Raw genomic sequence first — 13,815 nt, forward strand, 5'->3', positions numbered from 1 at the left:
ATGAATTTCTTCTCGTACTGGTTCTCGGACAAGATGGTGCTGCGCATGTACAACGCGCAGCAGGTCGACGAGACGAGTGCGCCGCAGTTCTACAACATGGTGCGTGAGCTGTCGCAACGTGCGGGCCTGCCCATGCCGAAGGTCTACCTGATCAACGAGGACGCCCCCAACGCGTTCGCGACCGGCCGCAATCCCGAGCACGCGGCCGTGGCGGCCACGACGGGTATTCTGCGCGTGCTCTCGGACCGCGAACTGCGCGGCGTGATGGCGCACGAGCTGGCGCACGTGAAGCATCGCGACATTCTGATCTCGACGATCTCGGCCACGATGGCGGGTGCCGTCTCGGCGCTGGCCAACTTCGCCATGTTCTTCGGTGGACGCGACCAGAACGGGCGTCCGGCGAACCCGATTGCCAGCATTGCCGTGGCGCTGCTCGCACCGTTGGCGGCGGCGATGATCCAGATGGCGATCTCGCGTGCCCGCGAGTTCGAAGCGGACCGTGGCGGAGCCGAGATCTCCGGCGACCCGCAATCGCTCGCGGCGGCGCTCGACAAGATCCACCGCTATGCGCAGGGCATCCCGTTCGAAACCGCCGAGCAGCACCCGGCCACGGCACAGATGATGATCATGAACCCGCTGTCCGGCGGCACGATCGCGAATCTGTTCTCGACCCACCCGGCGACGGAAGAACGCATTGCCCGCCTGATGGAGATGGCGCGTACCGGCCAGTACCCTGCCTGATCGGCAACGGTCAGTCTGCTATCCTGTCGCCCGACAGCCATCCGATAGCCCCCCATGCCCGCCGTCGTGCGGGCATGTTTGTTTCCAGAACGCCCATGCCGCAACCGAGTCTGCCCACCGAATCCCTGGCCTACGCGCTTCAGCGCGCCGCGCAGGCCCTCGAATCCGTCCAGAAGGGCACGGCATTGCCGCAGGCATTGGCGCTGGCCACCGCGCAGTGCGCGCCGCCCGTGCGCGCCGCCGCCCAGGATCTGGCCTACCGGGCCGTGCGCCGCCTGGGTAGCAGCCGAGCCTTGCTCGTCGTGCTGGTCAAGCCTGCGCTGCAAGCCCGCGTGCGCGACATCCTGTTGTGCGCGCTCGCCCTGCTGCAAGACGCCGCCGAAGATGCTGCGTACACCGAATTTACGGTCGTCGATCAGGCGGTGGAGGCGATTGCCGCCCAGCGTCGCACGGTGGCCGCGAAGGGGCTTGCCAATGCCGTGTTGCGTCGTTTCCTGCGCGAGCGCGACGCGCTCATGGCCGAGATTGCCTCCCAGCCCGAAGCACGCTGGAACTATCCGGCCTGGTGGATCGACATGATGCGCGACGCCTATCCCGATCAATGGGAGGCGCTGCTTGCCGCCGGCGACAGTCGCGGCCCGATGACGCTGCGTGTGAATACGCGCCGCATCAGCGTGGCTGCGATGCAGGCATGCCTGACGCTGGCGGGCATGGAATCCGAAGTGATCGGCCCGGTCGCGCTGCGACTCGCCCAGGCGGTGCCGGTGGATCGCCTGCCCGGATTTGCCGACGGCTGGGTCTCGGTGCAGGATGCCGGGGCGCAACTGGCCGCACCGCTCGTGCTCGGCGACAACCCGCGCCCGGGCATGCGCGTGCTGGACGCCTGCGCAGCGCCCGGCGGCAAGACCGGCCACCTGCTGGAACTGGCCGACGTGCAGGTCACGGCACTGGAGTCGGATCGCACCCGCGTGCCGCGCATCTACGAGAATCTGGAGCGACTGGGCCTCACGGCAGACGTGCGCATCGGCGACGCCGGCGCGCCGTCGAAGTGGTCGGGCGGCGGTTGGGACGGCGTGCCGTTCGACCGCATTCTGGCCGACGTGCCGTGCTCGGCGGCCGGGATCGTGCGCCGTCACCCCGATATTCGCTGGCTGCGTCGTGCGGCCGACATCGCCGCGCTGGTGGAAGAACAGCAGCGCATTCTGCTGGCGTTGTGGGACACGCTGGCCGTGGGTGGCGAGTTGATCTATGCCACCTGCTCCGTCTTCCCGGCGGAAAATGAACAGCAAGCGCAATGGTTTGAACGTGTTCGCACAGATGCGGTACGATTGGACGCTCCCGGGCAATTGCTGATGACCCCTGGCGGCGCCCACGATGGCTTCTATTACGCTCGCTTCCAGAAACGGTGACCTTCTCCCAACGGCTACTGGCTTGTCTGCTGCCGCTGCTGCTGTGCGTTCTCTCGCTCGGCTTCGCAGCGCCTGCGCGCGCCGAAAATGAAATCCAGGTGCGCGAAGCCCGGCTGGAACCGTCCGATGGCGGCTGGTCGCTCGACGCGCGCTTCGCCTTCGAACTCAACAGCAGTCTCGAAGACGCCGTCAATCGCGGCATCTCCCTCTATTTCACGACCGACTTCGAGCTCACACGCTCGCGTTGGTACTGGTTCGACGAAAAGGTCGTCACGACCTCGCAAAGCGTACGGCTGTGGTTCCAGCCGCTCACGCGCCAGTACCGTGTGTCGAGCAACAGCGGCAACAACAGCAGCAACGGCCTGCAACTCGGCTTCGGCTCGTTGCGCGATGCGTTGGCGCTGGTGCGCAATGTCAGCGGCTGGCGGGTGATCGAAAAGGGTGTCGTGAAGCCCGGCACCCAATATCAGGCATCGGTGCGCATGCGGCTCGACAACGCGCTCATGCCCAAGCCGTTCCAGATCGACGCGGTGAACAATCGCGACTGGAATCTGAGTTCCGACTGGTCGCGCTTCATGTTCACGCCGACGCCACCGTCGGCTGCGGCCAACGCGACGAGCGCGGCGGTACCGGCCGTGGCGTCGGCATCGTCGCCGGTCAGCGCCGCAGCGTCCTCACCCGGCGCGTCGCTGGTGCCGACGGCCCGGCCGGGCGGCGCGGGACCTAACACGTCGAACCCGGCGCGCCTGACGGGCACCTTGCCGCTCGCCTTCAACGCGGCACTGCCGCCCGGAGCCGCCCGTGTCAAATAACGGCGGCAACCTGCTCAAGCAGATCGTCATCCGAACATCGATTGTCACGATGGCGCTCGTCGCCATCGGGTTGTTCGGCCTGCTCGCGCTCGCGTCGGCCAACACCGAATTCTTCGATCGCTACTATTCGCTGCTCTATACCGCGAACGTCGCGGTGGCGATCATCTTCATCTTCATCGTCGGCGCACTGGTCTGGATCATTCTCGTGCGGCTGCGTCAGCGCCGCTTCGGCACGCGATTGCTGGCCAAGCTCGCCATCTTCTTCGCGCTGGTGGGCGTGCTGCCGGGCGGCATCATCTACCTGGTGTCGCTGCAGTTCGTCTCGCGCAGTATCGAGTCATGGTTCGACGTGCGCGTGGAAACCGCGCTCGATTCCGGACTCGAACTCGGACGCGCCATCCTTAACAATGGCCTGTCGGACCTGAGCGCCAAGGCACAACTGGTGGCCGACAATCTGGCGTCGAGCGGCGACAAGGGCGGCACCCTTACGCTGCTGCGCATGCGCGATCAGTTCGGCTTGCAGGACGCCACGATCGTCGACGGCAACGGCCGGGTGCTGGCGTCCGCCTCGGGCAACTTCAACGCGCTCGTGCCGGATCTGCCCACGCCGCTCATGCTGCGTCAGGCGCGGGCGCAGTCGCGCGGCTATACGGCTATCGAGGGCGGCAGCGAGGGCTACGACAGGCATCAGGACCACGATCAGTTGCGCTGGCGCGTGGTGATGCGCATTCCGTCGGCCTACTCGTCGTCGTTGCAGGACGAAGAGCGATTCCTCCAGGTCACGCAGCTGGTGCCTGCCAATCTGGCGCAAAACGCCGAGGCGGTGCAGAACGCCTATCGCGAGTATCAGGAGAAGGCGCTGGGCCGCACCGGCTTGCGCAAGATGTACATCGGCACGCTGACGTTGTCGCTGTTCCTCGCCACGTTCGTCGCGATGATGCTCGCGCTGGCGCTCGGCAATCAGCTTGCGCGTCCGCTGTTCCTGCTCGCACGCGGCACGCAGGAAGTGGCCGCAGGCGATTTGTCGCCCAAAGGCGAAGTGCGCACGAACGACGAACTTGGTTTTCTCACGCAGGCGTTCAATGCGATGACGCGTCAGCTCTCGGATGCGCGTGCCACGGTCGAGCGCAATCGTCTGGCGCTGGAAAGCTCGAAGGCTCACCTGGAAAGTATCCTGTCGAGCCTGACCGCCGGGGTGTTCGTGTTCGACCGCGACTTTCATCTGACGACGGCCAACGCGGGTGCCGAGCGCATCTTCAAGCAGAGCTTCCAGGGTGAGCTGAACCGTTCGCCGGCGCATATTCCGGCGCTGGTGGAATTCGGCGAGACGCTGCGCCGTGCCTTCGCCGATCGCGACGCGAACGTCGATCTCGGCCCGGGCGGGCACTGGCAGCAGCAGATCGGCCTGACACTGCCCGGCGAAACCGATCCCGTGACGTTGCTCGTGCGCGGCTCGCATCTGCCCGAACCGATGGTGGCGGTGGCCGGTGTGCCCACGCGCGCCGGTGGCGGTTACGTGGTGGTGTTCGACGACATCAGCGACGTGATTTCGGCGCAGCGCTCGGTGGCGTGGGCCGAAGTGGCGCGACGTCTCGCACACGAGATCAAGAATCCGCTCACGCCGATTCAGCTCTCGGCCGAGCGCTTGCAGATGAAATTGTCCGACAAGCTGCCGCCGACCGAAGCGGAATTCCTGCGCAAAGGGGCCACGACCATCGTCAATCAGGTGGCGGCAATGAAGCGCATGGTCGACGATTTCCGCGATTACGCGCGTCTGCCGCCGGCGATCATGCATCCGCTGCAGCTCAACGAGTTGATCGGCGAGGTGTTGACGTTATACGGTGTCGATGAAGGGCGCGGCACGATCCGTCCGTACCTCGACGCGGACCTGCCGGAAATTCGCGGCGACTCGACGCAATTGCGGCAGGTTATTCACAATCTGCTGCAGAATGCTCAAGATGCCGTTGGCGGAACCGAAAACCCTCTTATCACGGTGGAAACGAAGACAGTAGAATACGCAGGAACGGATGTGCATCCGGGTGAACCGAAACGCACGGCAGTGCGGCTGACGATCACGGATAACGGCCCGGGTTTCCCGGCACGCATTCTGACCCGCGCATTCGAGCCGTACGTGACCACCAAGGCGAAGGGCACCGGGCTTGGGCTGGCGATGGTCAAGAAGATCATCGACGAGCATCAGGCGCGAATCGACATTCGCAACCGGTCATTACCCGAGGGCGAAGGCAGTGCAGGTGCACAGATTTCGATCTTGTTTACTCAATTGGCTGACGACCAGGACCTGCCGCGCAACAAGCCGGCAGAACACACGAAGGTAGCGTAAATGGCAACCATTTTGGTGGTGGACGACGAAATGGGAATCCGGGAGCTGCTCTCGGAGATTCTGAGCGACGAAGGGCACGTCGTGGAAGTGGCGGAGAACGCGCAGGAAGCGCGCGCGTTCCGTGCCGCGAACACGCCCGACCTCGTGCTCCTCGATATCTGGATGCCCGACACCGATGGCGTGACTCTGCTCAAGGAGTGGGCGGCACAGCAACTGCTGACCATGCCCGTGATCATGATGTCGGGACACGCCACGATCGACACCGCCGTCGAGGCGACCAAGATCGGTGCGCTCAACTTCCTCGAGAAACCCATCGCCCTGCAAAAGCTCTTGCAGGCGGTGGAGCAGGGTCTCGCCCGCGGCAAGCGCGATGCGTCCGGCGGCGCGCCGAGCGCGTTCGATGCTGATGACGAAGTGCTCGACGCCGGTGTCTTCGGCGAGAGCGATTCGCGTCACCCGGGCGCCGGACTCAATGGCGCGGCAACGCATCACGCACCGCTTGGCGGTCTCGATGCCGAGACCGGGGCAGGGGCTGCCAGCGCGGCCATGTCGTCGGACATCTCGTTCGACGTGCCGTTGCGCGAAGCGCGCGATGCTTTCGAGCGTGCCTACTTCGCCTACCATCTGGCCAAGGAACACGGCAGCATGACGCGCGTGGCCGAGAAGACCGGTCTGGAGCGCACGCACTTGTATCGCAAGCTCAAGCAACTGGGCGTGGAGCTGTCCAAGAGCAAGACCTGATCGCGGCTTGACGCATGCCCGCACGCGTCGATGCCGCTTTCTCGCAGATTTTTTCGACGAAGGGCTTGCATAAAGCGTCTGCAGTCTCTATAATCGCTTTTCTCTTGGCCCGGTAGCTCAGTTGGTAGAGCAGCGGATTGAAAATCCGCGTGTCGTTGGTTCGATTCCGACCCAGGCCACCAAATTCGAAGGGCTTGCGCATATCGCAAGCCCTTTTTGCGTTTGAACGAAAACGCCACCCGATGATGGGTATAACGCTCCGGCGATAGCGACGCGGGGCAACGCGGTTCAAAATCGCGTGACATATTCCGCACGCAGGCGGCTCCGGCAGGTCCAATCGGTCACCGATGGCCGGACGGCATCGCCACCCGTGCCCCGGCCCCCGTCGCTCAGACGGCGAGGGCGATACTGCTAGCGCATGATCATGACGACAAGCACCGATTCCGCTCTGGTCCTGTTCTCCGGTGGACAGGATTCGACCACCTGCCTTGCATGGGCACTGGCGCGTTACGCACGCGTGGAGACGCTGGGTTTCGATTACGGCCAGCGCCACAGCGTGGAGCTGGAGTGCCGCACCGACGTGCTCGCGAAGCTGCGTCAGCGCTTCCCGCAGTGGGCACCGCGTCTGGGCGACGACCACATGATCGACCTTTCGATCCTGGGGCAGATCAGCGAGACGTCGCTTACGCGCGAGACCACCATTGCGATGGCGGCCGATAATCTGCCGAATACGTTCGTGCCGGGCCGGAACCTGCTGTTTCTGACGATCGGTGCGACCATTGCGTATCGGCGCGGTCTGCGCGTGCTGGTCGGCGGCATGTGCGAGACGGACTTCTCCGGCTATCCCGACTGCCGCGACGACACCATGAAGGCGCTGCAGGTCGCGCTCAATCTGGGCATGGACCGGCGCTTCATCGTCGAAACGCCGCTGATGTGGATCGACAAGGCCGACACGTGGCAGATGGCGAAGGATCTCGGCGGCGACGTGCTCGTCGAGACGGTGCGCGAAGATACGCACACATGCTATCTGGGCGAGCGCAGCGTGCTGCATCCGTGGGGTTACGGTTGCGGCGAATGTCCGGCATGCCAGCTGCGCCAGCGCGGCTACGAACAATGGCGTGCCCGGGGTAACGATCAGGATCGCGGCGCGGCCTGACCCTTCGAGAATCGAGAGAATCATGACGTACGCGGTAAAGGAAATCTTCTACACCTTGCAGGGCGAGGGCGCGAACGCCGGTCGTCCGGCGGTGTTCTGCCGGTTTGCAGGGTGCAACCTGTGGACCGGCCGCGAAGAGGACCGTGCCGAGGCCGTCTGCCAGTTCTGCGACACCGATTTCGTCGGCACCGACGGCGAGAACGGTGGCAAGTACCGTACGCCGGCCGAGCTGGTCGCGCAGATCGTGGCGTTGTGGCCGCAAGCGGATCGCGCGCATCGCTTCGTGGTGTGCACCGGCGGCGAGCCGCTGCTCCAGCTCGATGCGCCGCTCATCGACGCCTTGCACGCCGAAGGCTTTCGCATTGCCGTGGAAACCAACGGCACGCAAGTCGTCCCCGACGGGATCGACTGGGTGTGCGTGAGCCCGAAGGCCGACGCCGAGCTGGTCGTCACGCGCGGCGACGAACTGAAGGTCGTCGTGCCGCAGGATCGTCAGCGTCTGGCCGATTACGAGGCGCTCGACTTCCAGCACTTCTACCTCCAGCCGATGGACGGTCCGCTGCGCGACACCAATACGAAGCTGGCCATCGATTACTGCAAGTCGCATCCGCGCTGGTCGCTGTCGATGCAGACGCACAAATACCTGAATATTCCCTGAGCCGTTGCCGTGATTACGATTACCCGGAAACTCGAATTCGATGCGGGCCACCGCATTCCCGATCACCGAAGCCAGTGCCGCAACCTGCACGGGCATCGCTACGTGCTCGAGATCACGCTCGCGGGCGAAGTGAGCCGTGAGAGCGGTGCGTCCGACAACGGCATGGTGATGGACTTCGCCGACGTGAAGGCGCTCGCCAACGAGCATCTCGTGTCGGTGTGGGATCACGCGTTTCTCGTGTACGAGGGTGACACCGCCGTGCGTGCGTTCCTCGACACCATGCCCGATCACAAGACGGTCGTGTTCGATCGTGTGCCGACCGTCGAGAATCTCGCGGCAGCCGCGTTCGACAAGCTGAGCGGCGTGTTCGACGCGCACTATGGTCGCGACCTGCGCCTGGTGCGTCTGCGCCTGTACGAGACGCCGAACTGCTGGTCGGAAGTCACCGCCTGAGCCACCGGACGCGCTGAAGACCGATCGGCCGACTTGCCCGTCGTTTGGCCGGGAGCCGGCCCAGAGCCGACCGATTTCGATACTCTTCTCCCGAAGTCGACGCCCGTCGATGTGCCGATCACCGAAAGTGCCAACCCGTCAGACCTCTGTCTGGCGGGTTTTTCATTTTCGGAGAAGGTATGGCACGAATTTCAGCGTCCAACGGCATCGTCGCGTTCGATGATTCCGCACATGTCCGGATAACCGGAATCCATCGGGTCGGCTCACAGGAAAGCCTGCGCTCGCTTGCGCGCGTGTTGAACGTTCGATCGGCGGAAATACCACCGGCTACGTTTACCGAGCCCTCGGCGGCCTCGCGAGACGCGTTTCGCGACGATCTCCGGGCGGCACGCGGCAACGTCGCCCCCGAGACCCAGGGCCTGCATCTGGACATCCCGCCACCGTCGTCCCCCGGTTTCGACGATCCACCGCCGCCGTACTCGCCGCCGGGCGTAAGCGCGCCCTATCTTCCCGCGAGTCCGCCGCCGCCATACGGTGCGATCGAGCTGTTCGAAGCGCCACCCGTGTATCTGCCGCCCGGCGTGGAGGGAGCCTCATCAGAGCTTCTTTCGCCTGCCCGTGGACGCATCTGGCGCGCTATCATGCGAGTCACACAACGCAACTGACAGGGGACACCTCCAATGAAGACGCTGCTGCGCGGCCTGCTGACCGCATTCCTGTTTTCCGTGTTTGCCATGCCGGCAACGTCGGCGTTCGCGCGCGACAAGGTCGTGTATCACATCAACGACGCCGAGAGCCAGGCGTTGGCTGGCCTGCGAAATGTGCGCAACCAGCTCGATACGGCGCCTGACACCGATATCGTGGTCGTCGCGCATGCGAAGGGGGTCGACTTCCTGATGGAAAACTACAAGGATGCCGCGGTGGTGGACCCGCTGGTGTCTGCCCTGCACGCGCGCGGCGTGAAATTCGAGGTCTGCGAGATCACGATGAAGCAGCGCAACCTGAAGAAGGAGCAGTTCGTGCTCGACGCCGACTTCACGCCGTCCGGCGTGGTCGAGATCACGCGCCTGCAGCAGAAGGGTTACGCGTACATCAAGCCCTGAGACGCGCGTCTTTCGCGACGAACCGAAGCCCCGGCCGCGTGCCGGGGCTTTTTGTTTGCCCGGCGGGGTCGGGCACGTGGTGGCGGATGGGCGCACAATAGGCGAACGCCTGCCCCCGGAGGTCTGTCATGTCGACGTCTTACGCTACGCGCCGGTTTTTCGCCGGTTTTGCCGCAGCGCTGATCAGTGCCGCGTGTACCCCGATCCCTTATGCGGTGGCTGCCGCGCAAGCGCCCGCGCAGTCGCTCACCGATCAGGCGGTGCATCACTACGAAGCCGGGCAGCAATCGCAGGCGCTCGACGAGTTTCGTCGTGCGGCCGAGCAGGGCAATCGTCTCGCACAGTTCGATTACGCGATGATGCTGCTCAATGGCGAGGGCGTTGCCGCCGATCCGAATGGCGCCGTGCACTGGCTTGAGCGTGCCGCCAACGCGGGCATGACGCAGGCGCAATACGTCTACGGGAAGATGTTCGACGACGGCTACGTTGTCGGCAAATCCATTCCCGACGCGAATCGCTGGTACGAGAGAGCGGCGAAGCAGGGCCACGTACAAGCACAGGCGGCCATCGCCAACGAGTACTTCATCGGTCGCGGCGTGCCGAAGGACTACAAGGTCGCGTTCGGCTGGTACGAGAAGGCGGCGCAGGGCGGCGACCTGCCGTCGCAATACATCGTGGCGAGCTACTACGAGCGCGGCTACGGCGTCGTGACACCGGATCTCGCACAGGCACGCGTCTGGTACGAGAAGGCGGCTGCGCAAGGCGACGTCGCCGCGCAAGGCAAGCTCGACGCCATGAATCGCGAACGCAGCCGCGCGCCGCTTCGTGAGCCGGGGGCCAGCCCCGGCGCACCTGTCGCGAAGTAATGCCGTCGATCCAGGACACGGCGGACCGCCCCTGACGCGTGGCGAAGCTTCGGGTTGCGCGCAGTTCCGCCGCATAAAAAAACGGCAGGGCGAAGACCCTGCCGTTCTGGCGAAACGATGCGTGCGCGGCGCGCTAACTCTGCATGAGCCGCTTCTCGCGCGCGACGCTCATCAGAATGCCCACCCCGAGGCCGAGCGTCACCAGCGCCGTGCCTCCGTAGCTCATGAACGGCAGAGGCACCCCCACCACCGGCAGAATGCCGCTCACCATGCCCATGTTCACGAAGGCATAGGTGAAAAAGATCATCGTCACGGCGCCGGCGAGCAACCGGCCGAACAGCGTTGCTCCGCTCGCGGCGATCATCAGGCCACGGGCGACGAGCAGCAGGTACAGCACCAGCAGCACGCCTTCGCCGATCAGCCCGAATTCTTCGGCAAACACCGCGAAGATGAAGTCGGTGTGCTTTTCCGGAATGAATTCGAGGTGCGCCTGGGTGCCTTTGAGCCAGCCCTTGCCCATGGTGCCGCCCGACCCGATGGCGATGACCGACTGGATCGTGTGGAAGCCCTTGCCGAGCGGGTCGGAGGTCGGATCCAGCAGCGTGCACACGCGGTGCTTCTGGTAGTCGTGAAGGATGTGCCACTCGACGTCCGGCTGGCAGATCTTGTCTTCGAGCGCGAGGATGGTGCCGATGCCGAGCACGCCGGCGACGAGCACCGGCAGGATCAGCTTCCACGACAGCCCCGCCAGATAGATCACGTAAAGACCCGCGGCCGCCACCAGCAGGCCGGTGCCAAGGTCAGGCTGCTTGGCGATCAGCCCCACGGGCACGCCCAGCAGGGCCAGCGCCACGAGGTAGTCGAACCAGCGAATGTTGCCTTCGCGTTTCTGGAAGTACCACGCGAGCATGAGCGGCATGGCGATCTTCATGATTTCGGACGGCTGGATCACCATGCCGACGTTCAGCCAGCGCTTCGCACCCTTCTTTGTCAGGCCGAACATCGCCACCGCAATGAGCAGGGCGACCCCGGCGGTGTAGAGCGGCACCGCGAACTTCATCAGGGTCTGGGTCGGCAACATGGCCAGCACCCACATCAGGATGAACGTGAGCACGATGTTGCGGATCTGGTCTTCCACGCGTCCGGGTACGTCGATACTCGCGCTGAAGAGCGTGACGAGGCCGACGCAGAGCAGCAGGAAGACGATCAGGGCGAGCGGCTTGTCGAACGCGACGAAGATGCGTTTGACGTGCTCTTTCCACGTATGTTTGTCGAGCGCCATCATGGCGTTCCTCCTTGCGCACGGATCGCGGCGCGATGGCGGGCCTCGTCGGCGACGGTCGGGCTCACGGCGGGTTGCTGCCGCTGCGGTGCCTTGGGTGTGCCCGGCGCGGCGGGGGCGCCAGCGGCAGACGCCTTCGCATCGCCGGGGGCCACACGGGCCGCTGACGTGGCCGCGCTGCCAGCCGGGCGTGCGCCCAGTTCGGCGGCACTGGCCGGCGGTGCATCGGGTGTCGCCGATACGGCGAGCGCTCCCGAGGCGGCGCTCGCGCCCGATGCGCCGGCCTGCAGCGCTGCTGCCTCGGCGGCGCGTTCCTTCGGTTCGTCGATCAGGTAGTAGTCGAGCAGACGGCGGGCGACCGGACCGGCCTGTGCACCACCCCAGCCGGCGTTCTCGACGATCAGCGCGATGGCGATCTTCGGATCTTCGGCCGGTGCGAAGGCGATGAACAGCGCGTGGTCACGCTTGAATTCGGGAATGGCGTTGTGGTTGTACTTCTCGTTCTTGCCGAGCGAGTACACCTGCGCCGTGCCGGTCTTGCCGCCGGCATCGTACGGCGCGCCTGCGAAGGCCTGACGGCCCGTACCTTCCTTGATCACGCCGACCATCGCGCGTTTGACGAAGTCGATGTCCGCCTGCTTGTAGGGCAGGCGGGCGCTTTCCTTCGGCACGGTGAGCTGGCGCGAGTGCGTGACCGGGTCTTCGACGGCCTTCACGAGGTGAGGCTTCATCACCACGCCGTTGTTGGCCAGCGTAGCCGTGGCGTGGGCGAGTTGCAGGATCGTGAACGAGTTGTACCCTTGACCGATGCCCAGACTGATCGTCTCGCCGTCGTACCACTTTTGCTGCGCGGGCTTCTTGTACGCCTTGCGCTTCCATTCGGTCGACGGCAGGATGCCGCGCGCTTCGCCCTCGATGTCGATGCCCGTCAACTGACCGAAGCCGAGCGGCGCCATGAAGTCGTGAATGGCGTTCACGCCGAGATCGTGCGCGAGCATGTAGTAATACGTGTCGTTCGACACGACGATCGAGCGGTACATGTCGATCCAGCCCTGACCGTTGCGCACGTCGTTGCGGAACGTGTGATTGCCCAGCGTGAACGAGCCCGTATCCTGGAAGCCCCAGTTCGTGGTGCGCTTGCCGAGTTCGAGCGCGGCGAGCGCCATGAACGGCTTGTACGTCGAGCCGATCGGGTACGTGCCGCGCAACGGACGGTTGAGCAGCGGCCGGTCGGCGGAGGTGTTCAGGGCGTCCCAGTTCTGCTGGTCGATACCTTCGACGAACAGGTTCGGATCGAAACTCGGCGCCGACACGAACGCGAGCACGTCGCCCGTCTTCGGTTCGATGGCCACCACGGCGCCGCGGCGTCCGGCGAAGGCCTGCTCGGCCACCTGCTGGAGCTTGATGTCGATCGACAGCACGAGGTTGTCGCCTGGCGTGGCCGGCGTGCGCGAGATCGTGCGCACCGGACGACCGCCGGCCGTCACTTCGATTTCCTCGAAACCGGTAATGCCGTGAAGCTGCGTTTCGTAGCTCTGCTCCACGCCGATCTTGCCGATGTAGTCGGTGCCCTTGTAGTTGTTGACGTCGCGACGGATGTCGTACTTCGCGCTGTCGCTGTCGTTCTCCTCGCTCATCGCCTCGATGCGCTGGCGGTCGCGCATCGAGATCCGGCCGATGTAGCCGATCACGTGCGCGGCCGTCTCGCCGAGCGGGTACTGCCGGAAGAGTCGGGCGTGAACGTCGACGCCGGGGAAGCGGAAGCGCTGCGCCGTGAAGCGGGCGACTTCCTCGTCGGTCAGGCGCGTGCGGATCGGCAGGCTCTCGAAGCTCTTGCTGTCGTCCATGAGCTTCTTGAAGCGTGCACGGTCGCGCGGCGTGATCTCGATCACGTCGGCCAGATCCGTGACGACGTCTTCGAGCGGACGGCCGATCTTCGACGGCGTGATTTCGAGCGTGTAGGCGGAGTAGTTGCGGGCGAGCACCACGCCGTTGCGATCCATGATCACGCCCCGGTTGGGCACGATCGGGGCGAGCGACACGCGGTTTTCGTCGGCTTGCAGGGCGTACTGGTTATGACGGAAGACTTGCAGATAGACGAAACGCACCGCGAGCAGGCTGAAACAGATCAGCACGAAAAGCGCGGCCGCCGTCACCCGCAGATGAAACGTCTGCAGTTGTTGCTGGGGATTCTTGAACTCGGTCATGCTGGCTGGGGCGGGCCTCGGTGGTGCGATCGTGCGGGCATGGGGC

At 64.8% G+C, this 13,815-nt stretch carries 12 protein-coding genes, 1 tRNA gene and 1 pseudogene; 12 read left to right on the forward strand and 2 right to left on the reverse strand.

The annotated features are described in order from the left end of the window. The 12 genes and pseudogenes from htpX to ABWO90_RS18530 form a co-directional block, all read left to right on the forward strand. Positions 1 to 741, forward strand: a 741-nt coding sequence (htpX, locus tag ABWO90_RS18475; protein ID WP_353192690.1) for a zinc metalloprotease HtpX, incomplete at its 5' end; no start/stop codon positions are given. 95 nt (positions 742 to 836) lie between these two features. Then, the gene (rsmB, locus tag ABWO90_RS18480) at positions 837 to 2,150 is read left to right on the forward strand and encodes a 16S rRNA (cytosine(967)-C(5))-methyltransferase RsmB (protein WP_353192691.1); all 1,314 of its coding nucleotides are present in this window, start codon (positions 837 to 839) and stop codon (positions 2,148 to 2,150) included. Further along, a pseudogene (locus tag ABWO90_RS18485) lies at positions 2,147 to 2,734 on the forward strand (DUF4390 domain-containing protein); the annotation flags it as partial. The gene rsmB and the pseudogene ABWO90_RS18485, both read left to right, overlap by 4 nt. A 277-nt stretch (positions 2,735 to 3,011) precedes the next feature. After that, entirely contained in the window at positions 3,012 to 5,303 is a 2,292-nt protein-coding gene (locus ABWO90_RS18490) for a sensor histidine kinase (protein WP_353192763.1), read from the forward strand. Continuing rightward, positions 5,304 to 6,044, forward strand: coding sequence for a response regulator (locus ABWO90_RS18495; protein ID WP_353192692.1), 741 nt, complete (start codon positions 5,304 to 5,306; stop codon positions 6,042 to 6,044). It abuts the gene before it with no gap. Positions 6,045 to 6,150: 106 nt separating this feature from the next. Then, positions 6,151 to 6,226 (forward strand) — tRNA-Phe (locus ABWO90_RS18500). A 236-nt stretch (positions 6,227 to 6,462) separates the two neighbouring features. After that, entirely contained in the window at positions 6,463 to 7,200 is a 738-nt protein-coding gene (queC, locus tag ABWO90_RS18505) for a 7-cyano-7-deazaguanine synthase QueC (protein ID WP_353192693.1), read from the forward strand. Between the two features lie 22 nt (positions 7,201 to 7,222). Then, the gene (gene queE, locus ABWO90_RS18510) at positions 7,223 to 7,858 is read left to right on the forward strand and encodes a 7-carboxy-7-deazaguanine synthase (RefSeq protein WP_353192694.1); all 636 of its coding nucleotides are present in this window, start codon (positions 7,223 to 7,225) and stop codon (positions 7,856 to 7,858) included. Between the two features lie 12 nt (positions 7,859 to 7,870). Beyond that, positions 7,871 to 8,311: a 6-carboxytetrahydropterin synthase QueD gene (queD, locus tag ABWO90_RS18515; protein ID WP_502922658.1), complete on the forward strand. Its 441-nt coding sequence runs from the start codon at positions 7,871 to 7,873 to the stop codon at positions 8,309 to 8,311. Between the two features lie 179 nt (positions 8,312 to 8,490). Next, positions 8,491 to 8,976 (forward strand): hypothetical protein, encoded by a 486-nt coding sequence (locus ABWO90_RS18520; RefSeq protein ID WP_353192696.1) that lies wholly within the window; start codon positions 8,491 to 8,493, stop codon positions 8,974 to 8,976. A gap of 15 nt (positions 8,977 to 8,991) precedes the next feature. After that, the gene (locus tag ABWO90_RS18525; RefSeq protein ID WP_353192697.1) at positions 8,992 to 9,414 is read left to right on the forward strand and encodes a DsrE family protein; all 423 of its coding nucleotides are present in this window, start codon (positions 8,992 to 8,994) and stop codon (positions 9,412 to 9,414) included. A 128-nt stretch (positions 9,415 to 9,542) separates the two neighbouring features. Beyond that, the gene (locus tag ABWO90_RS18530) at positions 9,543 to 10,280 is read left to right on the forward strand and encodes a tetratricopeptide repeat protein (protein WP_353192698.1); all 738 of its coding nucleotides are present in this window, start codon (positions 9,543 to 9,545) and stop codon (positions 10,278 to 10,280) included. Between the two features lie 133 nt (positions 10,281 to 10,413). Here ABWO90_RS18530 and rodA read toward each other — a convergent pair whose 3' ends face one another. Continuing rightward, positions 10,414 to 11,562: a rod shape-determining protein RodA gene (gene rodA / locus ABWO90_RS18535; RefSeq protein WP_353192764.1), complete on the reverse strand. Its 1,149-nt coding sequence runs from the start codon at positions 11,560 to 11,562 to the stop codon at positions 10,414 to 10,416. Further along, complete coding sequence (gene mrdA, locus ABWO90_RS18540) at positions 11,562 to 13,769, reverse strand: penicillin-binding protein 2 (RefSeq protein WP_353192699.1); 2,208 nt, start codon at positions 13,767 to 13,769, stop codon at positions 11,562 to 11,564. The genes rodA and mrdA overlap by 1 nt, the downstream gene beginning before the upstream one ends. Positions 13,770 to 13,815: the final 46 nt, after the last annotated feature.

It is taken from the genome of Pandoraea pnomenusa (genome assembly GCF_040391475.1).
Classification (GTDB): domain Bacteria; phylum Pseudomonadota; class Gammaproteobacteria; order Burkholderiales; family Burkholderiaceae; genus Pandoraea; species Pandoraea pnomenusa_C.

Coding starts and splice junctions, on each gene's coding strand:
- rsmB (WP_353192691.1), top strand. CDS start 837: ATGCCGCAACCGAGTCTGCCCACCGAATCCCTGGCCTACGCGCTTCAG.
- ABWO90_RS18490 (WP_353192763.1), top strand. CDS start 3,012: ATGGCGCTCGTCGCCATCGGGTTGTTCGGCCTGCTCGCGCTCGCGTCG.
- ABWO90_RS18495 (WP_353192692.1), top strand. CDS start 5,304: ATGGCAACCATTTTGGTGGTGGACGACGAAATGGGAATCCGGGAGCTG.
- queC (WP_353192693.1), top strand. CDS start 6,463: ATGATCATGACGACAAGCACCGATTCCGCTCTGGTCCTGTTCTCCGGT.
- queE (WP_353192694.1), top strand. CDS start 7,223: ATGACGTACGCGGTAAAGGAAATCTTCTACACCTTGCAGGGCGAGGGC.
- ABWO90_RS18520 (WP_353192696.1), top strand. CDS start 8,491: ATGGCACGAATTTCAGCGTCCAACGGCATCGTCGCGTTCGATGATTCC.
- ABWO90_RS18525 (WP_353192697.1), top strand. CDS start 8,992: ATGAAGACGCTGCTGCGCGGCCTGCTGACCGCATTCCTGTTTTCCGTG.
- ABWO90_RS18530 (WP_353192698.1), top strand. CDS start 9,543: ATGTCGACGTCTTACGCTACGCGCCGGTTTTTCGCCGGTTTTGCCGCA.
- rodA (WP_353192764.1), bottom strand. CDS start 11,562: ATGGCGCTCGACAAACATACGTGGAAAGAGCACGTCAAACGCATCTTC.
- mrdA (WP_353192699.1), bottom strand. CDS start 13,769: ATGACCGAGTTCAAGAATCCCCAGCAACAACTGCAGACGTTTCATCTG.